Source organism: Mycolicibacter virginiensis (genome assembly GCF_022374935.2).
In the GTDB taxonomy this organism is placed as follows: Bacteria; Actinomycetota; Actinomycetes; order Mycobacteriales; family Mycobacteriaceae; genus Mycobacterium; species Mycobacterium virginiense.
This window is the reverse complement of sequence record NZ_CP092430.2, coordinates 2605628-2631124: the sequence shown is the minus strand read 5'-3', so window position 1 is coordinate 2631124 and position 25497 is coordinate 2605628. Positions and strand designations below refer to the sequence as shown.

25 protein-coding genes are annotated in these 25497 nt (G+C 68.1%); 16 read left to right on the top strand and 9 right to left on the bottom strand.

Annotation, left to right across the window (positions count from 1 at the left end; genetic code table 11):
- Positions 1 to 5 precede the first annotated feature (5 nt).
- From MJO54_RS12580 to MJO54_RS12570, 3 genes are all read left to right on the top strand, one after another.
- A complete protein-coding gene (locus tag MJO54_RS12580; RefSeq protein WP_064889155.1) occupies positions 6 to 839 on the top strand; it encodes an enoyl-CoA hydratase in 834 nt (277 codons plus the stop codon).
- Positions 840 to 862: 23 nt separating this feature from the next.
- Positions 863 to 2500, top strand: a complete 1638-nt coding sequence (locus MJO54_RS12575) for an ABC-F family ATP-binding cassette domain-containing protein (protein WP_065153490.1) — start codon at positions 863 to 865, stop codon at positions 2498 to 2500.
- An 85-nt stretch (positions 2501 to 2585) separates the two neighbouring features.
- Positions 2586 to 2786 (top strand): helix-turn-helix domain-containing protein, encoded by a 201-nt coding sequence (locus MJO54_RS12570; RefSeq protein WP_046282993.1) that lies wholly within the window; start codon positions 2586 to 2588, stop codon positions 2784 to 2786.
- Between the two features lie 11 nt (positions 2787 to 2797).
- Here the strand turns inward: MJO54_RS12570 and MJO54_RS12565 are convergent, their stop codons facing one another.
- Together MJO54_RS12565 and acnA are read right to left on the bottom strand one after the other, a co-directional pair.
- Positions 2798 to 3361 (bottom strand): TetR/AcrR family transcriptional regulator, encoded by a 564-nt coding sequence (locus MJO54_RS12565; RefSeq protein WP_046282992.1) that lies wholly within the window; start codon positions 3359 to 3361, stop codon positions 2798 to 2800.
- Between the two features lie 14 nt (positions 3362 to 3375).
- Complete coding sequence (gene acnA, locus MJO54_RS12560) at positions 3376 to 6237, bottom strand: aconitate hydratase AcnA (protein WP_065153491.1); 2862 nt, start codon at positions 6235 to 6237, stop codon at positions 3376 to 3378.
- A 105-nt stretch (positions 6238 to 6342) separates the two neighbouring features.
- On the opposite strand from acnA, the gene MJO54_RS12555 reads away from it, so the two are divergent.
- From MJO54_RS12555 to MJO54_RS12515, 9 genes are all read left to right on the top strand, one after another.
- Entirely contained in the window at positions 6343 to 6903 is a 561-nt protein-coding gene (locus MJO54_RS12555) for an Rv1476 family membrane protein (protein WP_174549801.1), read from the top strand.
- 253 nt (positions 6904 to 7156) lie between these two features.
- Positions 7157 to 8584, top strand: coding sequence for an NlpC/P60 family peptidoglycan endopeptidase RipA (gene ripA, locus MJO54_RS12550; RefSeq protein WP_064888333.1), 1428 nt, complete (start codon positions 7157 to 7159; stop codon positions 8582 to 8584).
- Positions 8585 to 8657: 73 nt separating this feature from the next.
- On the top strand, positions 8658 to 9296 hold the full coding sequence (gene ripB, locus MJO54_RS12545) for an NlpC/P60 family peptidoglycan endopeptidase RipB (protein WP_396876351.1): 639 nt from the start codon (positions 8658 to 8660) through the stop codon (positions 9294 to 9296).
- Positions 9297 to 9438: 142 nt separating this feature from the next.
- On the top strand, positions 9439 to 10557 hold the full coding sequence (moxR1, locus tag MJO54_RS12540) for a chaperone MoxR1 (RefSeq protein WP_046283023.1): 1119 nt from the start codon (positions 9439 to 9441) through the stop codon (positions 10555 to 10557).
- 62 nt (positions 10558 to 10619) lie between these two features.
- Positions 10620 to 11531: a DUF58 domain-containing protein gene (locus tag MJO54_RS12535; protein ID WP_046282988.1), complete on the top strand. Its 912-nt coding sequence runs from the start codon at positions 10620 to 10622 to the stop codon at positions 11529 to 11531.
- A 28-nt stretch (positions 11532 to 11559) separates the two neighbouring features.
- Positions 11560 to 12567 carry a VWA domain-containing protein gene (locus MJO54_RS12530; RefSeq protein WP_046282987.1) on the top strand — a complete coding sequence of 336 codons (1008 nt, stop codon included), beginning with the start codon at positions 11560 to 11562 and terminating at the stop codon, positions 12565 to 12567.
- A gap of 108 nt (positions 12568 to 12675) precedes the next feature.
- Complete coding sequence (fabG1, locus tag MJO54_RS12525) at positions 12676 to 13419, top strand: 3-oxoacyl-ACP reductase FabG1 (RefSeq protein ID WP_373693004.1); 744 nt, start codon at positions 12676 to 12678, stop codon at positions 13417 to 13419.
- A gap of 32 nt (positions 13420 to 13451) precedes the next feature.
- On the top strand, positions 13452 to 14261 hold the full coding sequence (gene inhA / locus MJO54_RS12520; RefSeq protein ID WP_024443408.1) for an NADH-dependent enoyl-ACP reductase InhA: 810 nt from the start codon (positions 13452 to 13454) through the stop codon (positions 14259 to 14261).
- A gap of 11 nt (positions 14262 to 14272) precedes the next feature.
- Positions 14273 to 15313: a ferrochelatase gene (locus MJO54_RS12515; RefSeq protein WP_240175003.1), complete on the top strand. Its 1041-nt coding sequence runs from the start codon at positions 14273 to 14275 to the stop codon at positions 15311 to 15313.
- 222 nt (positions 15314 to 15535) lie between these two features.
- Here MJO54_RS12515 and MJO54_RS12510 read toward each other — a convergent pair whose 3' ends face one another.
- Positions 15536 to 16369 (bottom strand): Rv1486c family protein, encoded by an 834-nt coding sequence (locus MJO54_RS12510; RefSeq protein WP_065153493.1) that lies wholly within the window; start codon positions 16367 to 16369, stop codon positions 15536 to 15538.
- A gap of 79 nt (positions 16370 to 16448) precedes the next feature.
- Between MJO54_RS12510 and MJO54_RS12505 the strand changes: the two genes are divergently transcribed.
- From MJO54_RS12505 to MJO54_RS12495, 3 genes are read left to right on the top strand one after another with little or no spacing between them, the layout of a single operon-like run.
- Positions 16449 to 16883 (top strand): NfeD family protein, encoded by a 435-nt coding sequence (locus tag MJO54_RS12505; protein ID WP_046283022.1) that lies wholly within the window; start codon positions 16449 to 16451, stop codon positions 16881 to 16883.
- Between the two features lie 14 nt (positions 16884 to 16897).
- Positions 16898 to 18043, top strand: coding sequence for an SPFH domain-containing protein (locus MJO54_RS12500; RefSeq protein WP_046282983.1), 1146 nt, complete (start codon positions 16898 to 16900; stop codon positions 18041 to 18043).
- The gene (locus MJO54_RS12495) at positions 18040 to 18423 is read left to right on the top strand and encodes a DoxX family protein (RefSeq protein ID WP_064888336.1); all 384 of its coding nucleotides are present in this window, start codon (positions 18040 to 18042) and stop codon (positions 18421 to 18423) included. The genes MJO54_RS12500 and MJO54_RS12495 overlap by 4 nt, the downstream gene beginning before the upstream one ends.
- A 10-nt stretch (positions 18424 to 18433) precedes the next feature.
- Here MJO54_RS12495 and MJO54_RS12490 read toward each other — a convergent pair whose 3' ends face one another.
- From MJO54_RS12490 to MJO54_RS12465, 6 genes are all read right to left on the bottom strand, one after another.
- Positions 18434 to 19117: an MIP/aquaporin family protein gene (locus MJO54_RS12490; RefSeq protein WP_046282981.1), complete on the bottom strand. Its 684-nt coding sequence runs from the start codon at positions 19115 to 19117 to the stop codon at positions 18434 to 18436.
- A gap of 167 nt (positions 19118 to 19284) precedes the next feature.
- Positions 19285 to 19755: a nitroreductase family deazaflavin-dependent oxidoreductase gene (locus MJO54_RS12485; RefSeq protein ID WP_240175002.1), complete on the bottom strand. Its 471-nt coding sequence runs from the start codon at positions 19753 to 19755 to the stop codon at positions 19285 to 19287.
- Positions 19756 to 19765: 10 nt separating this feature from the next.
- Positions 19766 to 20368, bottom strand: a complete 603-nt coding sequence (locus tag MJO54_RS12480) for a NifU family protein (protein WP_064888337.1) — start codon at positions 20366 to 20368, stop codon at positions 19766 to 19768.
- Positions 20365 to 22278, bottom strand: a complete 1914-nt coding sequence (gene feoB / locus MJO54_RS12475; protein WP_240175001.1) for a ferrous iron transporter B — start codon at positions 22276 to 22278, stop codon at positions 20365 to 20367. Before feoB ends, MJO54_RS12480 begins: the two co-directional genes overlap by 4 nt.
- Entirely contained in the window at positions 22275 to 22565 is a 291-nt protein-coding gene (locus tag MJO54_RS12470) for a FeoA family protein (protein ID WP_046282978.1), read from the bottom strand. Before MJO54_RS12470 ends, feoB begins: the two co-directional genes overlap by 4 nt.
- Before the next feature lie 82 nt (positions 22566 to 22647).
- Complete coding sequence (locus MJO54_RS12465) at positions 22648 to 23409, bottom strand: TVP38/TMEM64 family protein (protein WP_064888342.1); 762 nt, start codon at positions 23407 to 23409, stop codon at positions 22648 to 22650.
- Between the two features lie 168 nt (positions 23410 to 23577).
- On the opposite strand from MJO54_RS12465, the gene mutA reads away from it, so the two are divergent.
- Positions 23578 to 25494, top strand: a complete 1917-nt coding sequence (gene mutA, locus MJO54_RS12460; RefSeq protein WP_240175000.1) for a methylmalonyl-CoA mutase small subunit — start codon at positions 23578 to 23580, stop codon at positions 25492 to 25494.
- Positions 25495 to 25497: the final 3 nt, after the last annotated feature.

The window sequence follows — 25497 nt, the reverse complement described above, 5'->3', positions numbered from 1 at the left end:
CATCCGTGTCTTCCGAATCTGAGTTCGGCTCCGAGTTCGTCAAAGTCGAACGTCCCCGCCCACACGTCGCCCTGATCACGCTGAACCGCCCGGAGCGGATGAACTCCATGGCGTTCGACGTCATGGTTCCGCTGCGTGACGTGCTGGCGGAAGTCAGCTACGACAACTCGGTGCGGGTGGTGGTGCTGACCGGGGCGGGCCGTGGGTTCTCCTCGGGTGCCGACCACAAGTCCGCGGGTTCGGTGCCGCACGTGGCTGGACTGACCCGGCCCACGTTCGGGTTGCGGTCGATGGAACTGCTCGACGACATCATCCTGGGGCTGCGGCGCCTGCACCAGCCGGTGATCGCGGCCGTCAACGGGGCGGCCATCGGTGGCGGACTTTGCCTGGCGCTGGCGGCCGACATCCGGATCGCCGCGTCGGGTGCCTACTTCCGGGCCGCCGGCATCAACAACGGGCTGACCGCCAGTGAGCTGGGGCTGAGCTACCTGCTGCCCCGGGCGATCGGGGCGTCGCGGGCGTTCGAGATCATGCTCACCGGCCGCGACGTCGACGCCGCCGAGGCCGAACGAATAGGGCTGGTGTCGCGGGTGGTGGAGCAGCCGGACCTGCTGGACACCTGCTACGAGATGGCCGAGCGGATCGCGGGTTTCTCCCGGCCGGGGGCCGAATTGACCAAGCGGACGCTCTGGAGCGGACTCGACGCCGGTAGTCTGGAGGGGCACATGCAGGCCGAGGGGCTCGGACAGCTCTACGTGCGCCTGCTGACCAGCAACTTCGAGGAAGCCGTCGCTGCGCGCGCCGAGAAACGCCCACCGGCTTTCACTGACGATAAGTAGCACCACGACAGGAGTACGCGCGCGTGATTACCGCAACGGGCCTGGAGGTCCGCGCCGGAGCGCGCACCCTGCTCGACTCGGTCGACTCGGTACTGCGGGTGCAGCCCGGAGACCGGATCGGCCTGGTCGGCCGCAACGGCGCCGGCAAGACCACCACGCTGCGCATCCTGGCCGGTGAGGGCGAGCCCTACGCCGGAACCATCACCCGCACCGGCGAGGTCGGCTACCTGCCGCAGGACCCCCGGGAAGGCAACCTCGACGTCCTGGCGCGCGATCGCGTGCTGTCGGCGCGTGGCCTCGACACCATCCTGGCCGACCTGGAGAAGCAACAGGTGCTCATGGCCGAGGTGGTCGACGACACCGAGCGCGACCGCGCCATCCGCCGCTACGGCCAGCTCGAAGAGCGATTCGCCGCCCTGGGTGGCTACGCCGCCGAAAGCGAGGCGGGCAGGATCTGCACCAGCCTGGGCCTGCCCGACCGGGTGCTGACCCAGCCGCTGCGGACCCTGTCCGGTGGCCAGCGTCGTCGTGTGGAACTGGCCCGGATCCTGTTCGCGGCCGGTGAGGGTGGCGCCGGCGGCGCGGGCTCGGGCACCACCTTGCTGCTCGACGAACCGACCAACCACCTCGACGCGGATTCGATCGGCTGGCTGCGAGACTTCCTGAAGAACCACAGCGGGGGACTGGTACTGATCAGTCACGACGTGGAGCTGCTGGCCGACGTGGTCAACCGGGTGTGGTTCCTCGACGCGGTGCGCGGCGAGGCCGACGTGTACAACATGGGCTGGCAGAAGTACCTCGACGCCCGAGCGACCGATGAGCAGCGTCGCCGCCGGGAGCGAGCCAACGCTGAACGCAAGGTCGCCGCGCTGCGTAACCAGGCCGCCAAGCTGGGCGCCAAGGCCACCAAAGCCGTTGCCGCGCAGAACATGCTGCGTCGCGCCGACCGGATGCTGGCGGCGCTGGACGAGGAACGGGTCGCCGACAAGGTCGCGCGGATCAAGTTCCCGACCCCGTCGGCCTGCGGGAAAACCCCGCTGATGGCGTCCGGGCTGACCAAGGTGTACGGCTCGCTGGAGATCTTCACCGGTGTCGACCTGGCCATCGACCGGGGCTCGCGGGTGGTCGTGCTGGGCCTCAACGGCGCCGGTAAGACCACCCTGCTGCGCCTGCTCGCCGGCGTCGAAACCCCCGACGCCGGCCAGCTCGAGCCCGGCCACGGCTGCAAGATCGGCTACTTCGCCCAGGAACACGACACTATCGACAACGCGGCCAGCGTGTGGGAGAACATCCGGCACGCTGCCCCCGACACCTCCGAGCAGGATCTGCGGGGACTGCTGGGCGCGTTCATGTTCACCGGGCCGCAGCTGGAGCAACCGGCCGGGACCCTGTCCGGCGGTGAGAAGACCCGGCTGGCGCTGGCCGGACTGGTGGCCTCCACCGCGAACGTGCTGCTGCTCGACGAGCCGACCAACAACCTCGACCCGGCCTCACGTGAACAGGTACTCGACGCGCTGCGCAGCTATGCCGGTGCGGTGGTGCTGGTCACCCACGACCCGGGCGCGGCCGAGGCGCTCGACCCGCAGCGGGTGGTGTTGCTGCCCGACGGCACCGAGGATCATTGGTCGGCGGACTACCGCGACCTGATCGAGCTCGCCTGACCGGAATTTGAGTCAAAGTCGCCCGGTATCCCCGCCACCTTCCTACGCTGAACCCGTTGGGCCGGCGAGGGGATGGTGAGGGGACGTGGCAACGACGACGAAACCGAACAAGCAACGCGACCGTCAACTGGTCGAGTTGCGCAGCGCCTATGAGGGCGGGGCGAGCATTCGGACTTTGGCGGCGTCGACCGGGCGATCGTACGGCTCCGTGCACAGCATGCTGCGCGAGTCGGGTGCGGCGATGCGCAGCCGCGGCGGGCCCAACCACCGCACCCGATCGCGCTAACCAGCGCGAAATCAGCTCTGCCGCACCGAATCCTCGACCAGGTCGAGGACCGCTGACAGCCGCTGCGGATCTTCGCCCGACGCCAGTCGTGCGACCAGGCCGTCGAGCACCAGATCCAGATAGCAGTGCAACACGTCCCCGGGGACGTCGTCGCGCAGCCGACCGGCCTGCTTCTGGCGATGCAGTCGATCCGTTGTGGCAGCAGCCAATTCGGCCGACCGCTCCGCCCACCCCTGGCTGAACTCCGGGTCGTGGCGCAGTTTGCGGGCGATCTCCAGTCGAGTGGCCAGCCAGTCGAACTGTTCCGGCGCCGCCAGCATGTCCCGCATCACGCCGATCAGGCCCTCGCGCGAGGCGACATCAGCCATCCGCTGCGCGTCTTCACGCGCCAACTCGAAGAACAGGGTGTCCTTGTCGCGGAAGTGATGGAAGATCGCCCCGCGCGACAGCCCGATCATCTGCTCCAGTCGCCGCACCGTCGCCTGGTCATAGCCGTAGGCGGCAAAGCAGCGCCGCGCGCCATCGAGGATCTGGCGGCGCCGGGCCGCCAGGTGATCCTCGCTGACCCTGGGCATCAGGTGATCGCTGTCTACGCGGTCGCAGACGACTTCAGCATGTTGCGCAGCACGTACTGCAAGATGCCGCCGTTGCGGTAGTAGTCGGCCTCACCGGGGGTGTCGATGCGCACCACCGCGTCGAACTCGACCTTGTCACCATTCTCCTTGGTGGCGGTGACCTTGACCGTCTTCGGCGTCTTGCCGGTGTTGAGCTCTTCGATACCGACGATGTCGAAGGTCTCGGTGCCGTCCAGGCCCAGCGTCTTGGCGGTCTCACCGGCCGGGAACTGCAGCGGGATCACGCCCATGCCGATCAGGTTCGAGCGGTGGATGCGCTCGAAGGATTCGGTGATGACCGCCTTGACGCCCAGCAGCGTGGTGCCCTTGGCCGCCCAGTCACGCGAGCTGCCGGAGCCGTACTCCTTGCCGCCCAGCACCACCAGCGGGATGCCGGCCTTCTGGTAGTTCATGCAGGCGTTGTAGATGAACTCCTTCGGGCCACCGTCCTGGGTGAAGTCCCGGGTGTAGCCACCCTGGGTGCCCTCCAGGCCGATGGTGTCGAGCACCCGGTTCTGCAGGCGGATGTTGGCGAAGGTGCCGCGGACCATGACCTCGTGGTTGCCGCGGCGGCTGCCCAGCGAGTTGTAGTCCTTGCGCTCCACACCGTGGGCGTCCAGGTAGTCCGCCGCCGGGGTGCCGGGCTTGATCGGGCCGGCCGGGCTGATGTGGTCGGTGGTGACCGAGTCGCCCAGCAGCGCCATCACCCGAGCGCCCTTGATGTCGGAGACCGGCTCGGGCTCCATGCCCATGCCGTCGAAGTAGGGGGCCTTGCGCACGTAGGTCGACGCCTCGTCCCAAGCGAAGGTGTCACCGTCCGGGGTCGGCAGGTTACGCCAGTTCTCGTCGCCCTTGAACACGTCGGCGTAGGACTTGCGGAACATGTCCTGGTTGATCGCGGACTTGATGGTGTCGTCGATCTCCTGGGCCGACGGCCAGATGTCGCGCAGGAAGACGTCGTTACCTTGGGTGTCCTTGCCCAGCGAATCGGTCTCGAAGTCGAAGTCCATGGTGCCGGCCAGGGCGTAGGCGATGACCAGCGGCGGGGAGGCCAGGTAGTTCATCTTGACGTCGGGGGAGATACGGCCCTCGAAGTTACGGTTACCCGACAGCACCGCGGTGACGGTCAGGTCTTCCTCGTTGACCGCCTTGGAGATCTCCTCGGGCAGCGGGCCGGTGTTACCGATGCACGTGGTGCAGCCGTAACCGCCCAGGTAGAAGCCGAGCTTCTCCAGGTAGGGCCACAGGCCGGCCTTCTCGTAGTAGTCGGTGACGACCTGCGAGCCCGGGGCCATGTTGGTCTTGACCCACGGCTTGGAGGACAAGCCCTTCTCGACGGCGTTGCGGGCCAGCAGGGCCGCGCCGATCATCACCGACGGGTTGGAGGTGTTGGTGCACGAGGTGATACCCGCGACCGCGACGGCGCCATGATCGAGGATGAACTCGCCGCGCTCGCCCTTGACCCGGACCGGCTTGCTCGGCCGGCCGTCGGCGCCGTTGGCAGCCGACTGCACGTCCACCGCACCGTCGTCGGCGAAGGACAGCGAGACCGGGTCGGAGGCCGGGAAGGATTCCTCGATGGCTTCATCGAGCTTGGTCTCCGGCGTCGGGTGCTGCTCTTCGACGTAGTTGTGGATGTCCTTGCGGAAGGCGATCTTGCTCTCCGACAACAGGATCCGGTCCTGCGGACGCTTCGGTCCGGCGATCGAGGGGACCACGGTGGACAGGTCCAGCTCCAGGTACTCGGAGAAGGCCGGCTCGTGGTCCGGGTTGTGCCACATACCTTGAACCTTGGCGTAGGCCTCGACCAGCGCGAGCTGCTCGTCGGTGCGGCCGGTAAGGCGCAGGTAGTTGATGGTCTCTTCGTCGATCGGGAAGATCGCACAGGTCGAGCCGAACTCGGGGCTCATGTTGCCCAGCGTGGCGCGGTTGGCCAGCGGCACCTCGGCGACGCCCTTGCCGTAGAACTCGACGAACTTGCCGACCACGCCGTGCTTGCGCAGCATGTCGGTAACGGTGAGCACCACGTCGGTGGCGGTGACGCCCGGCTGGATCTCGCCGGTCAGCTTGAAGCCGACGACGCGGGGGATCAGCATCGACACCGGCTGGCCCAGCATGGCGGCCTCGGCCTCGATACCGCCGACGCCCCAGCCCAGCACGCCCAGGCCGTTCTGCATGGTGGTGTGGCTGTCGGTGCCGACGCAGGTGTCGGGGTAGGCCTTCCCGTCACGCACCATCACGGTGCGGGCTAGGTACTCGATGTTGACCTGGTGCACGATGCCGGTGCCCGGGGGGACGACCTTGAAGTCGTCGAAAGCGCCTTGGCCCCAACGCAGGAACTGGTAGCGCTCGGCATTGCGCTGGTACTCCAGCTCGACGTTGCGCTCGAAGGCGTCCGAGGTGCCGAAGACGTCGAGGATCACGGAGTGGTCGATGACCATCTCGGCGGGCGAGAGCGGGTTGACCTTGTTCGGGTCGCCGCCCAGGGCGGTGACGGCCTCACGCATGGTGGCCAGGTCCACGACACAGGGCACACCGGTGAAGTCCTGCATGATCACCCGAGCCGGGGTGAACTGGATCTCGATGCTCGGCTCGGCGTTCGGGTCCCAGTTGGCGATCGCGTTGATGTGATCTTTGGTGATGTTGGCGCCGTCCTCGGTGCGCAGCAGGTTCTCGGCCAGCACCTTGAGGCTGTAGGGGAGCTTCTCGGTGCCGGGGACGGCGTCGAGGCGGTAGATCTCATAGTCCTGATCACCCACGGTCAGGGTGGCGCGGGCTCCGAACGAATTCACCGAATCTTTGCTGGTCACTTCAACTCCCCGAGATCGAGTTCTCATCCATCGACGGGTCCGCGCCGACGGGCGACATAACCCTAACAGTACGATTGTCCTGTATAAAGTAAGGTTCACCTCACCTGGCCGGGGTTGATACCGTCATCAACCGTGACGATCCAGCACCCGCCGGCCTACATCCCCGGCGAGCTCTGCATCACTGTCGGCCTCGATCCGGCCACCCCGCCCGACGACTGCATGGCGTTGGTCAAGGTTGCTGTCGCCTCCGACGGGGTGAGCGCACCGGCGGCCGATGTGCCGGCGCTGCGCGAGGTGGTGGCGCAGGCGGGCCGCGACGGCATCGATCTGAAGATCGTCGAGGTCGCCCGAAACCCGGGAATGGACACCGCGCTGCGCGACGTCGCCACGGTGGTCGGCTACGACTATCCGGATTCGACCGTCCTAGTCGTCAGTACGAACTATGTCGGCAGCTACAGCGGCCAGTTTCACCGGTCGAAGCTGGAGGCAGCCGAGGATCACGCCAAAACCGGCGATCCGGTGACTTCGGCGCAGAATTTCCTGCACGAATTGACCACCCCCGATCTGCCCTGGACGGGTCTGACCGTGGTGCTGCTGGTGGGAGTGGCGGCGGCGGCCGTCGGCACCCGCTTTCTGCAGCGACGCAGCAAACGGGCCTTAGAAGGCACGGCGCGCGCCGACGTCGCGAACTAGCGGCCTCACCTCCGAAAACACGGAAACTGGGCGATTAATTGTCGCCCCGTTGTGGGCTGCTGCAAATAAATAGGTCACCGAATGGTCACAACCGGCTTAATTACACAAACGTAGTTTGTTACGAACGTTTCTCCAGTGACTGATGTGACGTATGGTCTCAAAAGGCGCAGCTGTTGCATCTGTTGTTTCTGTGCTTTTGCCACCGGCCGAAGCATGGCGCCGCCTGCTCAGAGTCCGAGGAGATCCAAGCCGAATGAGACGCATCCGCTGTGGCTCCGATGGCTCTGTTTTCCGCCAGGTGATCCGGGTCGCCCAACCCGCGACGGTGTCGGTTCTCAGCGCCGCGATGCTGCTGGGCACCCCGGGGCTGGCCGCAGCTCAACCCGGGCAGGACCCCGACGGTATCGCTGCGCTGATCGCCGACGTCGCCGACGCCAACCAGCAGCTGCAGAACCTGGGCGCGCAGATCGCCGAGGAGAAGGAAGGCGTCAACAAGGCTCTGGTGGACCTGCAGACCGCGCGCGACGATGCGGCCGCCGCCCAACAGGAGGTGGAGTCCGGCCGGCAGGCGATCGCTGACGCCGATGCCGCGATCGCCGCCGCGCAGCGACGGTTCAACACCTTCGCCGCGTCGACGTACGTCAACGGACCCTCCGACAGTTACCTGACCGCGGCCAACCCCTCGGAGATGATCGCCACGGCGGCGGCCGGCCAGACCCTGGCACTCTCCTCCCAGCAGGCGCTGGACCACCTCAAGCAGGCCCGCACCGAGCAGTTGAACAAGGAGTCGGCCGCCCGGCTGGCCAAGCAGAAGGCCGACCAGGCCGTCGCTGACGCGCAGTCCAGTCAGGACGCCGCGGTGGCCGCACTCACCGACACCCAGCGCAAGTTCGGCGAGCAGCAGGGTGAGATCGACCGGCTGGCAGCACGACGCAACGCAGCACAGGCCAAAATCGTGGCGGCCCGTGGCTACGAGCAGCCCCAGGCCGGGCCGGCGCCGGCCGGTGCTCCCGCCGGTGACCGGTGGGGAAATCCGGTGGCCGGCCCCACGGTGGGCAAGCCCGCGCAGTGGGACGGTCCGTGGGACCCGACCCTGCCGATGGTGCCCAGCGCCGACGTTCCCGGTGACCCGGTCGCGGTGATCAACCAGGTGCTGGGGATCTCGCAGACCTCGGCGCAGGTGACGGCCAACCTGGGCCAGAAGTTCCTGCAGTCGCTGGGGCTGGCCAAGCCCGACGACACCGGTATCAACAATGGCAAGATCCCGCGGGTCTACGGCCGGCAGGCCTCTGAATACGTGATTCGCCGGGGCCTTTCGCAGCGCGGCGTGCCCTACTCCTGGGGCGGGGGCACCGCTGCGGGACCGGGCCGTGGTATCGGCTCCGGTTCGGGCACAGTCGGTTTCGACTGTTCCGGGCTGATCCTCTACGCCTTCGCCGGGGTGGGCATCAAGCTGCCGCACTACTCGGGTTCGCAGTACAAGATGGGCCGCCAGATCCCCTCGGCGCTGGCGCGTCGTGGCGACGTCATCTTCTACGGACCCGGTGGCAGTCAGCACGTAACGCTGTACCTCGGCAACGGCCTGATGCTGGAGGCCCCCGACGTGGGGCAGACGGTGAAGGTGTCGCCGGTCCGCAAGAGCGGCATGACGCCCTACGTAGTCCGATACATCGAGTACTGACGGCGGTGCAATGCAACTGAGTTCCTTACGACTTTTCCGCCTCCTCGGGTCGCTGCTGGTGGCGATCCCGGTGATGGTGGGCCTGGCTGGACCGGCCGAGGCGGACCCGGGGTGGGACCCCACCCTGCCGGCGACGATCAGCGCCGGGGCGCCCGGTGACCCGTTGGCCATCGCCAACGCCTCGCTGCAGGCCACCGCCAATGCCACCCAGACCACGATGGACCTGGGCCGCAAGTTCCTGTCCGGCCTCGGGTTCAACGTGGGCGACGAAGCCGCCGGCAACGTCTCGCCCGGCCAGCGGGTGCACGGTAAGCAGGCCATCGAGTACGTGATTCGGCGCGGTGGCTCGCAGATGGGCGTGCCCTATTCCTGGGGCGGCGGATCGCTGACCGGTCCCAGCAAGGGGATCGACTCCGGGGCGGGCACGGTCGGTTTCGACTGCTCGGGCCTGATGCGGTACGCGTTCGCCGGGGTCGGCGTGCTGATCCCGCGGTTCTCCGGCGACCAGTACAACGCCGGCCGGCACATCCCGCCCAATCAGGCCCGTCGCGGCGACCTGATGTTCTACGGCCCCGGCGGCGGCCAGCACGTCACCATGTACCTCGGCGGCGGGAAGATGCTGGAGGCCTCCGGCAGCGCCGGCAAGGTGGTCGTCAGCCCGGTACGGACGTCGGGGATGACGCCGTATCTGACCCGGATCATCGAGTACTGACAGCAGCCGTCGCGTAACAGCGGGGCCATACGTCGACGGATGCTGCGAACCCTGGAATAGTGAAACGAGGGCACAACGCTGCCCCTCGGCCGCGTGCCGTGCAAGCAGTTGTGTCTGACCGACCTTTGTGGAGGATTTGTCGATGACGTCATCGGATGGGACGCCCGCGGGCGCCAGCGGTTTCCCCGGCTCGGCCGGTGCCGAGGCAGGCACAGTCGGCGGTAGCGGGCTCGCCGCCGACGTACACGTGCTGGAGCGGGCCATCTTCGAGGTCAAGCGCGTCATCGTCGGTCAGGACCAGCTCGTCGAGCGCATCCTGGTCGGCCTGCTCGCCAAGGGCCACGTGCTGCTGGAAGGCGTACCGGGTGTCGCCAAGACCCTGGCGGTGGAGACCTTCGCCAAGGTGGTCGGCGGGACCTTTGCGCGCATCCAGTTCACCCCGGACCTGGTGCCCACCGACATCATCGGTACCCGCATCTACCGGCAGGGCCGCGAGGAGTTCGACACCGAACTCGGCCCGGTGATGGCCAACTTCTTGCTGGCCGACGAGATCAACCGTGCGCCGGCCAAGGTGCAGTCGGCGCTGCTGGAGGTCATGCAGGAGCGCAAGGTCTCCATCGGCGGCAAGAGCTTCGCGCTGCCCAACCCGTTCCTGGTGATGGCCACCCAGAACCCGATCGAGCACGAGGGCGTCTACCCGCTGCCCGAAGCGCAGCGCGACCGCTTCCTGTTCAAGATCAACGTCAGCTACCCCTCGCCGGAAGAAGAGCGCGAGATCATCTACCGGATGGGTGTCACGCCGCCGGAGCCCAAGCAGATCCTCGGCACCGGCGACCTGGTGCGGCTGCAGACGCTGGCGGCCAACAACTTCGTGCACCACGCCCTAGTGGACTACGTCGTCCGGGTGATCACCGCAACGCGCCAACCCGAGCAGTTCGGCATGCCCGACGTGAAGAACTGGCTGTCGTTCGGCGCGTCGCCGCGTGCCTCGCTGGGCATCATCTCCGCGTCGCGCGCGCTGGCCCTGGTCCGTGGCCGCGACTACGTGATTCCGCAGGACGTCATCGAGGTCATTCCGGACGTGCTGCGGCACCGCCTGGTGCTGTCCTACGACGCACTCGCCGATGAGATCACCTCGGAGATCGTGATCAACCGGGTGCTGCAGACGGTGCCGCTGCCCCAGGTGAACGCGGTTCCGCAGCAACAGCACTCGCCGGCACCGGGTGCCCCGACCGCAGCGGCAGTGGCCGGCGGTCGGTGAGCGACCCCGACACCGGGGCTGGATCGTTGCAGCCATCCGGAACCAGCACTGCACCGCCGTCGATGCTGCGCGGCGGGATCCGCGACCCGAAGCTGGCGGCGGCGCTGCGCACGCTGGAGCTCACGGTCAAGCGCAAGCTCGACGGGGTGCTGCACGGGGATCACCTCGGTTTGATCCCAGGCCCCGGCTCCGAACCAGGCGAGTCGCGGCTGTACCAGCCCGGCGATGACGTGCGCCGGATGGACTGGTCGGTCACGGCACGCACCACCCATCCGCACGTGCGGCAGATGATCGCCGACCGCGAGCTGGAGACGTGGCTGGTGGTCGACATGTCGGCCAGCATGGACTTCGGCACCGCCACCTGTGAGAAGCGCGACCTGGCGGTGGCGGCGGCCGCGGCCATCGTCTACCTCAACAGCGGCGGCGGTAACCGGCTGGGCGCACTGGTGGCCAACGGTGAGCGGGTCGTTCGGGTACCGGCCCGCTCCGGACGCAACCACGAGCAGACCCTGCTGCGCACCATCGCCACCATTCCGCGGGCCCCGGCCGGCGTGCGCGGTGACCTGGCGGCGGCCATCGACGCACTGCGTCGGCCCGAACGCCGGCGCGGGATGGCGGTCATCATCAGCGACTTCCTCGGCCCGATCAACTGGATGCGCCCCCTGCGGGCGATCGCTGCCCGCCACGAGGTCTTGGGCATCGAGGTGCTCGACCCGCGCGATGTCGAGCTGCCTGACGTCGGCGACGTGGTGCTGCAGGACACCGAATCCGGGGTCACCCGCGAGTTCACCATCGACGCCAAGCTGCGTGACGACTTCGCCCGGGCCGCGGTGGCCCACCGCGCCGACGTCGCGCACGCGCTGCGCAGCTGCGGCGCACCGTTGCTGGGGCTGCGGACCGACCGGGACTGGATTGCCGACATCGTCCGTTTCGTCGAGTCACGCCGGCGCGGGGCGCTGGCGGGAACGCCGTGACCTCGACCCGTACACAGACAGGTCTGTTATGACATTGCCGCTACTCGGGCCGATGACGCTTACGGGCTTCGCCCACCCGTGGTTCTTCCTGTTCCTGTTGGTGATCCTCGGTCTGATCGCGCTGTACATCCTCATGCAGGTGGCGCGGCACCGGCGGATCCTGCGGTTCGCCAACATGGAGCTGCTGGAGAGCGTGGCGCCAAAATCGCCGACCCGCTGGCGGCACCTGTCGGCGATCCTGCTGATCAGCTCGTTGCTGCTGTTCACCGTGGCCATGGCCGGCCCCACCCACGATGTCCGGATCCCGCGCAACCGCGCGGTGGTGATGCTGGTGATCGACGTATCCCAGTCCATGCGGGCCACCGACGTCGCACCCAGCCGGCTGGCAGCCGCCCAAGAGGCCGGCAAGCAGTTCGCCGACGAACTGACCGCGGGCATCAACCTGGGCCTGATCGCCTACGCCGGCACCGCGACGGTGTTGACCTCGCCGACTACCAACCGCGACGCCACCAAGGCCGCGATCGACAAGTTGCAACTGGCCGACCGCACCGCCACCGGTGAGGGCATCTTCACCGCGTTGCAGGCGATCGCCACGGTGGGCGCGGTCATCGGTGGCGGTGACACCCCACCGCCGGCCCGCATTGTGCTGCTCTCCGACGGTAAGGAGACGGTGCCGTCGAACCCCGACAATCCCAAGGGGGCGTTCACCGCGGCGCGCACCGCCAAGGACCAGGGCGTGCCGGTGTCGACGATCTCGTTCGGCACGGCCTACGGCTACGTCGAGATCAACGAGCAGCGTCAACCGGTGCCCGTCGACGACGATTCGCTGAAGAAGATCGCCGACCTCTCCGGCGGCAGCGCCTACACCGCCTCCAGCCTGCAGCAGCTCAAAGAGGTGTACGCGACCCTGCAGGACCAGATCGGTTTCGAGACCATCCGCGGTGACGCCAGCACCGGCTGGCTGCGGCTGGGCTCGTTCATCTTGGCGTTGGCCGGGCTGGCGGCCCTGCTGCTCAACCGGCGCCTGCCCGCTTAGTTGCCGCGCGGGTCGCCGTTTGGGTTGACTCTGCGGCTACCACGCAAAAGTGCGAGTGGGCTGTTTGGTGAGCGCAGAGTCGACCAGGGGCACTGATAGGTTATGCCGGTGACAGACAGCGAAGCCCCCGCAGGAAAGCCCGCATTTGTATCCCGTTCGGTCCTCGTCACCGGTGGAAACCGGGGCATCGGACTGGCGATCGCGCAGCGGCTGGCCGCCGACGGCCACAAGGTGGCGGTGACGCACCGCGGCTCCGGCGCACCCGAGGGACTGTTCGGGGTGGTCTGCGATGTCACCGACAACGACGCCGTCGACCGCGCCTTCAAAGAGGTCGAGGAGCACCAGGGTCCCGTCGAGGTGCTGGTGGCCAACGCCGGCATCTCCAAAGACGCGTTCCTGATGCGGATGACCGAGGAGCGCTTCGAAGAGGTCATCAACGCCAACCTCACCGGAGCTTTCCGGGTCACGCAGCGGGCCTCGCGCAGCATGCAGCGCAAGCGCTTTGGCCGGATCATCTACATCGGATCGGTCTCCGGCATGTGGGGGATCGGCAACCAGGCAAACTATGCGGCGGCCAAGGCGGGGCTGATCGGCATGGCCCGCTCGATCTCCCGCGAGCTGTCCAAGGCGGGCGTCACCGCCAACGTCGTCGCGCCCGGCTACATCGACACCGAGATGACCCGCGCCCTCGACGAGCGGATCCAAGAAGGCGCGCTGGACTTCATCCCGGCCAAGCGGGTGGGCACCGCCGAGGAGGTCGCCGGCGCGGTCAGCTTCCTGGCATCTGAAGACGCCAGCTACATCGCCGGCGCGGTCATCCCCGTCGACGGCGGCATGGGCATGGGCCACTAGCGACTATTTCAGCTCAAGATAGGGGACTTTTCATGGCAGGCATTCTCGAAGGCAAGCGGATCCTGGTCACGGGGATCATCACCGACTCCTCGATCGCGTTCCATATCGCCAAGGTGGCGCAGGAAGCCGGCGCGCAGCTGGTGTGTACCGGCTTCGACCGGCTGCGGCTGATCCAGCGCATCATCGACCGGCTGCCGGAGCCGGCGCCGCTGCTCGAGCTCGACGTGCAGAACGAGGAGCACCTGGGCTCGTTGGCTGAGCGCGTCACCGAGGTGATCGGCGAGGGCAACAAACTCGACGGGGTGGTGCACTCCATCGGCTTCATGCCGCAGACCGGCATGGGCATCAACCCGTTCTTCGACGCCCCCTACGAGGACGTCGCCAAGGGCATCCACATCTCGGCCTACTCCTATGCCTCGCTGGCTAAAGCGGTTCTGCCGATCATGAACCCCGGCGGCGGCATCGTCGGCATGGACTTCGACCCGACCCGGGCAATGCCGGCCTACAACTGGATGACGGTGGCCAAGAGTGCCCTGGAGTCGGTGAACCGGTTCGTGGCGCGCGAGGCCGGCAAGGTCGGAGTGCGATCGAATCTGGTTGCGGCCGGGCCGATCCGGACGCTGGCGATGAGCGCCATCGTGGGCGGTGCCCTCGGTGAAGGCGCCGGCGAGCAGATCCGGCTGCTGGAAGAGGGCTGGGACCAGCGGGCCCCGATCGGCTGGGACATGAAGGACCCGACGCCGGTGGCCAAGACCGTCTGCGCGCTGCTGTCCGACTGGCTGCCGTCCACCACCGGAACGGTCGTCTACGCCGACGGCGGCGCGCACACCCAGTTGCTGTAGATAGGACGGCGATGGATGTAGGCGCCGTCTTACTCCTCTCCTTCGGCGGTCCTGAAGGCCCGGAGCAGGTTCGGCCGTTCCTGGAGAACGTCACCCGTGGACGTGGCGTGCCCCCGGCCCGGCTCGACGCGGTCGCCGAGCACTACCTGCACTTCGGTGGCGTGTCGCCGATCAATGGGATCAACCGTGCGCTGGCCGATGCAATGCGTGCCGAAATGCCCGGGCTGCCGGTGTATTTCGGCAACCGCAACTGGGACCCCTACGTCGAGGACGTCGTCGCCCAGATGGCGGCCGACGGCGTGCGACGTGCCGCGGTGTTCCCGACCTCGGCGTGGGGCGGATATTCGGGATGCGACCAGTACGCCGAGGACATTGCCCGGGCGCGAGCGGCGGTAGGGGAGCAGGCACCGGAACTGGTGAAACTGCGCCAGTACTTCGACCATCCGTTGTTTGTGGCGATGTTCGCCGAGGCTATTGGCGCCGCCGCCGACACCCTGCCGGCCGGCCTGCGCGATTCGGCCCGGCTGGTGTTCACCGCGCACTCCATCCCGGTGGCCGCCGACGCACGCTACGGCCCCCAGCTCTACAGCCGCCAGGTCGCCCACGCGACGAGTCTGGTCGCGGCCGCCGCGGGCTACACCGACTACGACCAGGTGTGGCAGTCGCGCTCGGGGCCGCCACAGGTGCCCTGGCTGGATCCCGACGTCGAAGCGCACCTGGCGACCCTGGCTGAGGCCGGCGCACGCGCGGTGATCGTGTGCCCGATCGGCTTTCTCAGCGACAACATCGAGGTGGTCTGGGATCTCGACAACGAAGTCCGCTCCGCGGCGCAGGACGCCGGAATCGCCTACGCGCGGGCGACCACGCCGAACGCCGATCGACGGCTGGCCCGGCTGGCTCGGGGCCTGGTCGAGGAGCTGCGCGACGGCGCCGCACCCGAACGCATCGCCGGTCCGGCCGGTCTGGGCTGCGGGTTCGGGGTCGACGGGGCGCCGTGCGGGTCATCACACTGCATCGCGGCGGTGGCGCCGACATCCTCGAAGCCCAGCTAGGCCGCCTAGGTCGGCGTGTCCGGATTCCGTCATGGTCTCGGTGCTGTGGGCGGGTTTGATGGCGCCGGAATAGAGCGATAGGAGAGTTGCCCGCCTTCGAGCGACAACGACGAGGTATGGGGCGTGCGGCTGCCAGGTGTCGCTCAGAGGCGGGCAACGATCTCCATGGTTCGGCCAGGGCGCGGCGCACCCCAATTCGGTTCCGTCTTCACCGACGGTGCACTACGCCCGCCAGGCCGAATGCAGAATCTCGGTCACCGCGGCGCTGCGTGCCGAGCGCACCACGCTCGTCAGCGGCGCAACCGTATCCACGGCGCGCTGCACCGCCGCTGATGTCTGAGCGCTGGCGGTAAGCAGATCGGCGCTGACGGTGATGATGGCCTCGACGTGGGCGGCGCTCTGCAGTACGCGTACCGCACGGTTCGGTGCGTGGTCCGGAATCCGGTGCAAGAGCGCGGCTTCCATCATCTGCTCCACCCGCAGCCGCGGATCCTCCACGCCGTAGTCGGCCCACCGCGAACCGGTGGAGCCCAATGCTTCGGCGGCCGTTCGCACCGCCGACCGCAACGTGTATTCGGCGTCACCGAGATCGTGCTGTTCACTCGGCGGCATGCTGGTGAGCGGGAACACGGTCCAGCACAGCTCGGCGGCGTAACCATCCTCGGTGTCTTCTGAGTAGGCCGGAACCAGTCCGATCGGCGGTGAGGAATCCGATGAGCCGATCAGAACGGCCTCGCCGGCGAGGATCGCTTCCTGGGAAAAGGTCGTCGCGGCCGGCAGGCCGCGGACATCGCCGGGAACCGGAAACACCGGTCGGATGCCGTAGCCGGCGGCGGACGGCCCCGCGCCGCGCACCAATTTGAGCAGGGCGGCCGCGCCGCCGTCGCACGCATCCGGCCATGACAGGCCGATGCTGCTCGCGACGACCGCATCGTGGGCGGCCACCGATTGCGCTGGCGCCCAGGCCGATAATGCGTCCAACACATCATCGGGTGCGGCCCGGCCGGCAAGCCAGGCGTTGGCCCACACCGACAGGGAAGTACTCGGGCACCACATGATGCAAGGCAGTGTAGTTGCCCGCGGCGTCGCTGCCGGAGCGCACAGGTTCAAGCGGTTCTCGGGCTATCCTGACCGCATGCCGACTGCCCTGATCTGGTTGGTCTTCGCACTCGGGCTCGCCGGAGCCGAGGCCCTCACGGGTGACATGTTCCTGCTCATGCTGTCCGGTGGTGCGCTGTCGGCGGCGGCAGCCAGCGCCCTGACCGACTGGCCGCTGTGGACCGACGGGGCGGTGTTCCTGGTGGTTTCGGTGCTGCTGCTGGTCTTGGTGCGCCCCGCGCTGCGTCGCCGGCTGTGGGCGGGAACGGGCGGCGAAACGGGGGTGCTGGCGCTGCAGGGCAAGACCGCCCTGGTGCTCGACCGCGTCGAACAGCACGGCGGCCGGGTGAAGCTCGACGGCGAGGTGTGGACCGCCCGCGCGCTCACCGACGGCGACGTCTTCGAACCCGGTGAGCAGGTCACCGTGATGCACATCGACGGCGCTACCGCCGTGGTCGGCAAGATCCTGTAAGGAAAGGAATCGTCATGGAAGGCGTCACAACCGGGCTGTTGCTGCTGGCCGTGTTGGTGGTGTTCGCGGTGATCGTGGTCGCCAAGTCGGTCGCGCTGATCCCGCAGGCCGAGGCGGCGGTGATCGAGCGACTCGGCCGCTACAGCCGCACCGTCAGTGGTCAGCTGACCCTGCTTGTCCCGTTCATCGACCGGGTGCGGGCCCGCATCGACCTGCGTGAACGGGTGGTCTCGTTCCCGCCTCAGCCGGTGATCACCGAGGACAACCTGACGCTCAACATCGACACCGTCGTCTACTTCCAGGTGACCAACCCCAAGGCCGCGGTGTATGAGATCAGCAACTACATCGTCGGGGTGGAACAGCTGACCACCACCACGCTGCGCAATGTCGTCGGCGGGATGACGCTGGAGCAGACGTTGACCTCCCGCGAGGTGATCAACAGCCAGCTGCGCGGCGTGCTCGACGAGGCGACCGGGCGCTGGGGCCTGCGGGTGGCCCGGGTGGAGCTGCGCAGCATCGACCCGCCGCCGTCGATCCAGGCGTCGATGGAGAAGCAGATGAAGGCGGACCGCGAGAAGCGGGCCATGATCTTGACTGCCGAGGGCCAGCGCGAGGCCGCGATCAAGCAGGCCGAGGGCCAGAAGCAGTCCGAGATCCTGACCGCCGAGGGTGCCAAGCAGGCGGCGATCCTGGCCGCCGAGGCCGACCGGCAGTCGCGGATGTTGCGGGCCCAAGGTGAACGCGCCGCCGCCTACCTGCAGGCCCAGGGCCAGGCCAAAGCGATCGAGAAGACCTTCGCCGCGATCAAGGCCGGCCGACCCACCCCTGAGCTGCTGGCCTACCAGTATCTGCAGGTGCTGCCGGAGATGGCGCGGGGCGAGGCCAACAAGGTGTGGGTGGTGCCCAGTGATTTCGGCTCCGCCCTGCAGGGCTTCACCAAGCTGCTCGGCGCGCCCGGCGAAGACGGAGTTTTCCGCTACCAGCCGTCGCCGGACGACGAGCCGCGGCACCGGTCCGAGGACGACAGCGACGAAGTCGCCGACTGGTTCACCACCCAGACCGATCCGGCGATCGCCCAGGCGGTTGCCAAGGCGGAGGCCGACGCGCGCAAGCCGGTCGAGGGCGTGTTGCCGGCGCAGCTCGATCCCGGTCTGGCGTGAGCGCGCTGACGGCACGGCCGACCTACGCGGCGCTGGCCGCATTCCTGGCCGGAGACGCCGTGGCGTCGGCGATCCCGGTGCCCTATGTCGCCAAGAACATGGATGCCATGGGGATACCCGAGGAGGTCCGCTGGGCGGTCCCGGTGGCCAAAGCCGCCACCGCGTTAGGGCTGGCATCGGTGTTCCGCTTCCCGGCCGTCGCCCGGCTCACCACCGGGTTGTTGACGTTGTATTTCGCCGGGGCGCTGGGCATCCACCTGCGCGTGCGCAACCGGATCGCCAACATCGTGCCCGCTGTGCTGCTGCTGATGGTGTTCGCCGCGATGACGGCGCAGGGCCCGCACACCGCCGGGGGCGGGGTACGGGCCCTGGAGCCGTAGCGTCGGGGAGTTAGCCCCTGCGGGAGGAGGCGGCGGTGTGCTCGTCGAGGGTGGTCGCCTTGTAGGCGTAGGCGGCCACGACCGCGCCGAGCAGCTGGGCGATCAGGTAGACCCAGAGGAACTTCCACGCGAAGATCCCCGACAGCATCAGGCCGAAGGTGATGGCCGGGTTGAACGCGCCGCCCGAGATCGCACCGACCGCCACCACACCGACGGTCACCACGAATCCGATCGCCAGACCGTAGAAGCTGTTGCCGGCACTGTCTTTGCTGGTTGCGGTGTGCAAAACCACGTAACACAACGCGAATGTGAATACTAATTCGGCCAAGAATGCGGGCCACACGGTGCCGGCCAGATCAAGTGTCCCAGTGGCGTACTTGTCATGCCACAACCCGAAACCCACACCGAACGCGGCGAGTGCGCCGACCAACTGCGCAACGATGTAGGGCCCCAAGTCACCCAATGGCAGTGCTCCGCGCAAATACGCGGCCACGGAGACGGCCGGGTTCAGGTGGCCGCCCGAGATGTGCCCACTGGCATAGACCATCACCATCAGCACCGAGCCGATGCCCAGCGCGGTGGCGGCGACGCACTCGGTGCCGGACAAGACGATGCCGAGCACAGCGAACATGAAAACGAACGTGCCGATCATTTCGGTCAAATATTTGCGCACCGAGGCGTTCCGATCAGCCATTGATCCGGTCCCTTCACTCCGTCGAGCACTTGTCCAATTTGTGCTGTGCCAGCACATGGCACTAAAGAAGACTGTAACGGCGCAGCGTCTTGCGCCCGCTATTCGCACGCCGTTTTTCACCGAATTGTTGCTGGATTAATGAGGGCTTCGTGTTGTTTGCCGAAGCGCTATCGGTCCAGGCGCAATTCGACCAGCGGCAGTGCCGTATTGGGCGGGGTTACCGCTTCGCCCAGTGTCTTCTCGAGTACCGCGCTGAACTTCTCCCACGCCCGGGGGTGGCGCTCGATGTAGTGGCCCAGCACCCGGTCGGCTTCGGCCTGCTCGAGTACTCGGGCGGTGGCCGGTATCGCGACGCTGCTCCCGGCGTAGACCCGCACCCGGGGGTTAGCGCGGACGTTGCGAAACCATTGAGCGCGCTCGCCGAAGCCCGATGCCACCACATAGCTGTGGCCGACGGTGTGGTCGATGACTTCCAGGACGACACGGCGGCGGGCGCCCGTCCTGCGCCCGATGTGCTCGAGCATCAACAGACGCTGGCCGAGGAGGCCGCCGAGTCGTGCGCGGTACAGCCAGATCGGGGCGCGCATCAGCCGTCGTGAACTCAACAGTCGGCTGACCGTGTCGGCCAAGGACGGCATCTTCAGCACGCTACCCGCGGATTCGCCGGCGTGACGGATTCTGCGTTGGGCGTACGAACAAGGCCAACAACGTCTTGCCGACAGACACCGCGGCCGACGGGTTGTCCACCAGAACCGTGACCTGGTCGCCGAACCGGCGGCGAAGTTCGCGTTGCAGTCGGTCATACAGCGTCGATTCCGAGGCGGGGCAGCCGTGGCAGGCGCCGGACATCCGCACCCGCACCCGGTCGCCGGTCACCTCGACCAGCTCGATCGCGCCGCCGTGGGATGCGGCGATATCGCCGATCGGCCCCTCCAGCAGTTCCCGGGCTGCCCGCGTCAGGTCGCCGCTGCGCTCGGCGGGCGCGACCCGCCAGTCGGCCGGTGCGCGCAGCGCTTCGTCGAGTGCGACGCGGATCTCCTCGCCGCGGGCACGCCAATTCTGTCGGCGGCTGAGCGTGATCGTGATCTCCGATCCGGCCACCGTCAGCTCATCGATGACGCCGCCGTCGCGCAGCTCACCCAGCCGGCCGGGAGCCTGCTGGACCCGCCCGGCAGCGGGCAGACGGTCGTGGTCGATCACCCACCGCACCCGTTGCGGGTCAGCGGTGGCCACCGCATGCATGGGGATCATGCGCCCAGGCCCACTGCGATCGACCGGGCGGCGAACGCCATCACCCAGGCCAAGACGAACATGTAGCCGAACGCGAAAGCAGGCCACCGCCAGGAATTGGTCTCTCGACGCATGACCGCGACGGTGGACATGCACTGCAGCGCGAACATGAAATACACCATCAGCGCGATGACCGTCGGTGCGCTGAACACTCGCCGGCCGTTGTCGTCGGACATCGACAGCAGCGCCTGGTGGGGGTCGGTGGGGTTGGTCGCCGCCGACACCTGGCCGAGCGTGGATACGAACACTTCCCGGGCCGACAATGACCCGACCAGCGCAATGTTGGTGCGCCAGTCGAAGCCCAGGGGCGCGAAAACCGGCTCGATCGCCCTGCCGATGCCCGCGGCGTAGCTGTGGTCCAGGACGTAGGCGGTGGCGTCGGGTGGCGGCAGTGCTGCCGTCTCGGCGCTGCGAGTGGGCAGATTCATCAACACCCACAGCACCAGTGAGGTGGCCAGGATGACGGTCCCGGCCTTACGCAAGAAGATCTTCGCCGCGTTCCACATCGCGATGAGAACCGCAGTGGGCGAGGGGAAGCGATACGGCGGCAGTTCCATGGTGAACGGCAGCAGGTCGCTGCGCAGAATCGTCGACTTGAACACCGCTGCGGCCAGCAGAGCCGAGGTGCCACCACCCAGATACAGCAGGAACATGGTGACGCCCTGCGCGCTGAAGCCCCACCAACGCGTCTGCGGTGCGACCAGGAGCCCGACCAGCAGGGTATAGACCGGCAGCCGCGCGGAGCACGTCATCAAGGGCGCACTGATGATGGTGGCGATCCGATCACGCGATGACGGCAGTGTGCGCGTTGCCATGATCCCGGGGACTGCGCAGGCGAACGAGGACAGCATCGCCACGAACGCGCGACCTTCCAGTCCGGTTCTGGCCATGACGCGATCCATCAGGAATGCGGCACGTGACATGTAACCGACGTTCTCCAGCAGTGCAATCAGCAAGAACAGCAACACAATCTGCGGAAGGAACTGCAACACGGTGCCGACACCGCCGATCACTCCGTCGCCGATCAGACCGCCAATCACCGTGCCGCCGAGGTGGCCATCGACCTGCGATCCCAGCCAGTCGAGCCCGGCGGCGATCCGGTCCTGCAGTGGGGCGGCGACGGTGAAGATGATCTGGAAGAACGCGAACATGACCGCGAAGAAGATCACGAGGCCCCACAGCGGGTGCAGTACCAAGCCGTCGATCCGGGCGGTCCGCTGATCTCGGTGCGGGGCAACGTAGTTCGCGGCGCAAAGCACCGAGGTGCCCCAGGCGTCGAGTGCCTCGGCCTCCGACGGCGGCAGTACCGCAGGCCCTGACCAGGTGTCGCGGGACCCCAACAGGGCGCGCAGGCCCTCGATGCCGGCGCCCCGGTTGGCGATGACGGCGACGACCGGTACGCCGATCGCGGCCGTCAGAGCTTCCACGTCGACTCCACCTCGACGCGAACGCAACTCGTCGGTCATGGTGAGCACCAACAGGGTGGGGAGATCCAGGCGCAATACCTGGCCCACCAAGGTGATCGAGCGGCGCAGCGTGGTGGCGTCGGCGACCAACACGATCGCGTCGGGCCGGCCGATCCCGTCGATTCCGCCGGCCAGCACGTCGGCAACAACCTGTTCGTCCGGGCTGATCGGGTCCAGGCTGTAGGTGCCGGGCAGGTCTTCGATCGCCACCTCGACACCGCCGACGGTCACCATCCCGACGCTGCGCCCCACCGTGACGCCCGGATAGTTGCCGGTCTTGGCGCGCAGCCCGGTCAGGTGATTGAACAGGCTGGTCTTGCCGGCGTTCGGGCTTCCGACCAGCGCGATCCGCTGTGCCGGCGTCACCCTGATGGCAGTGGCACTGCCCTCGTGACAGTTGGTCATCGCTGACCACCCCCGACGCCGTCGATCTCGATCAGGCGGGCTTCCCGACGCCGCAGACACAGTTCGGTGTCTTGCACGCGGTAGATGGTGGGATCGCCCAGCGGGGCCCGACGGACCACGTCAACGCGGGCGGCCGGGCGGAAACCGAGCTGCCGCAGTCGATTTGCCACCGCCGGCGGGGCATGCGATGCGGCACCGGTGATGGTGGCCTGCTGGCCCGGCGCCAAGTCGGCGAGCACGGTCGCCGATTCGGTTCCCTGCGACGATCGCGGCCGCCACCTGCGCATCAGAAGCCCCAACGTTAGATCAGCTTACTGCCTGAAAGGTACGCCTGATTCGCCGATCACGTCTGCGTCCGAGCCGCCGTGATCAGCCGATGGTCACCGATTCGGCCGGATCCAGTTCGCGGGTTTCCGGGCCGGCCTCGGGCCGGTGTGCGCGGTGCGAGCGCACCTCGTAGACCAGCAGTGCCACCCCGACCGCGGCAGTGCACGCCGAAACCGCGAACAGCAGCGGGCTCACCTCACCGGTCAGGGCGTCGCCGAGCACCACCACGGCGGCCGTGCCCGGTAGCAGACCGATCAGGGTGGCCACCGTGTACGGGACTAGTCGCACCGCCGAGGCGCCGGCGGCGTAGTTGATCACCGAGAACGGGATCGCCGGAATCAACCGCAGCGACACCACGGCGGGCCAACCGCGCTGACGAAGGCGGGCGTCGAGTGAGTCGAGCCGCGGATGACGTACTACCCGGCTCAACTGCCAACCGAATACCCGCATCAAAATCAGCACCCCCACGGCGCTCAACGCGCTGGCCACAACCGCCAGCAGAACGCCCAGCCACGGACCGAACAGCAGGCCGGCGGCCAGCGTGAACGCGGTCCGTGGAAAGGGGAATACCGTGACGACGGTGTGCGCCACCAGAAACGCCACCGGAAACCACGGCCCCAACGTCTGCGCCCAGTCCCGCAGCTGCACGGCGGAGGGCACCGGGACCAGCAGTGCCACCGCGACGAGGCTTCCGACGACGGCCGTCGTCAACGCCAGCCGTCGCAGCGCCACTTGACGCGCGGTGGCGATGAAGACCGACCAGGCGCCACGCAGCACATCCGGGATTCGGGTCGCGGCGGGCATCACGGCACCCAAGACTACGGGCCGGGGGTGAACACTTCGTGTCACTCAGCGGGAGTTTCGCCGCTCGGCACACCTCAGCCGAGTCGGCCGATCGCCATCATTTAGCCTGGTTGACACATGTTGGGTAGCGATTCAACAGCTACCCGCGAGTAACCACAGGAGTCGCCGGTGTCAATCGACGTGTCCGCCGAACCCGCCGGCATGGAGCAGGCCCGGGCCCGGTGGCGTGCCGCCGTAGCCGGGGTGCTGGCCAAGAGCGCGCGCCGCGAGCCGGCCGATATCGACGCCGAGACCGGCGGTGAGCCCGAACGGCTGTTGGACACCCCGGTCGAGGGGTTGGCGGGGCAGGGTGGCTTCGCGGTGCGGGCGCTCTACACCGCGTTCGACGCGCTGCCGGAGCCGCCGTTGCCCGGCCAGTGGCCCTTCGTGCGCGGTGCCGACGCCCGGCGCGATGTCAACACCGGCTGGAAGGTTGCCGAGGTCTTTCCCATCGGCGGAGCGGCTTCGGCCGCCGACGCCAACGGTGCCGTGCTGAGTGCCCTGACCGACGGCGTCAGCGCGCTGACCCTGCGCGTCGGCGAGGCGGGCGTGCCGGCGGCCGAGCTGCGGGGCGTCTTCGACGACGTCTACCTGGACCTGGTTCCGGTGCTGCTCGACGGTGCCGGTGCCGGCGACTACACCACGGCCGCCGAGACCATGCTGGCGCTGGTCGACGCGCTCGACCCGGACAACCGCGCCAACCTGTCGGTGGATTTGGGTGCCGACCCGCTGACCGCGCCGCTGACTGACCGGCCGGCACCATCGATCGACGAGGTGGTCGCGGTGGCGTCGCGGGCCGTCGCCCATCCGGGGGTGCGGGCCATCGCCGTCAACGGCCCGGCCCTGCACAACCTGGGCGCCGGCGCGTCAGGGGAGTTGGCTGCCGGCCTGGCCGCGGCTGTGGCCTACCTGCGGGTGCTCACCGATGCCGGCCTGCCGGTGGCCGACGCCGCCCGCCAGATCAGCTTCCGGATCGCCGCCGACGACGACCAGTTCATCACGATCGCCAAGATCCGGGCGGCGCGCCAACTGTGGGCGCGGGTCACCGAGGTCGCCGGGGCGCCCGAAGCCGGGGCCGCCCTCGTCCACGCCGAGACATCTTTGGCGATGATGACGCAGCGTGACCCGTGGGTGAACATGCTGCGCACCACCCTGGCCGCCTTCGGCGCCGGAGTCGGCGGGGCCGACACCGTGCTGGTGTGGCCGTTCGACACGGTGATTCCCGGTGGGCAGCCCGGCACTTCGACAACGTTCTCGCGGCGGATCGCCCGCAACACCCAACTGCTGCTGCTGGAGGAGTCGCACCTGGGCCAGGTGCTGGACCCGGCCGGCGGATCCTGGTTCGTCGAAGACCTCACCGAACAGTTGGCGCAGCAGGCCTGGCGCCAGTTCCAGGAGATCGAAGCGCTCGGCGGATTCGAGGCCGCCCGCGAGCACATCGCCGAGCGGATCGCCGAGGTTGCCGCCGCGCGGGCCGCGGACATCGCACATCGGCGCAGCGCGATCACCGGGGTCAACGAGTACCCGAACCTTGATGAGCCGCCGTTGGCTGCGCCTTCCGAGTCGGCCGACTCGTCGGCCCCGGTCGGCGTGCGACGCTACGCGGCGCAGTTCGAGGGGTTGCGGGACCGCTCCGACGCCTACCTGGCGCGCACCGGTGCCCGGCCGCAGGTGTTGCTGTTGCCGCTGGGGCCGATGGCCGAACACAACATTCGGACCACGTTCGCCGCGAACCTGCTGGCCTCCGGCGGCATCGCGGTGATCAACCCCGGCACGCTGGATGCCGAGCAGGTGGCCGCCGCCGTCGCGGCGGCCGGCTCACCCGCCGCGGCGGTGCTGTGCGGCAGCGATGCCCGCTACGGCGCCGAAGCGGCCGCGGTCATCGGGGCGGCGCGCACCGCCGGAGTTGACCGGGTCTACCTGGCGGGGCCCGCCAAGGCACTGGCCAGTAACGCTGACACCGATCCGAACCCAGACGACTACCTGACCATGAAAATCAATGCGGTGCAGGCGCTGTCGGACTTACTGACCCGATTGGGGGCCTGAGAG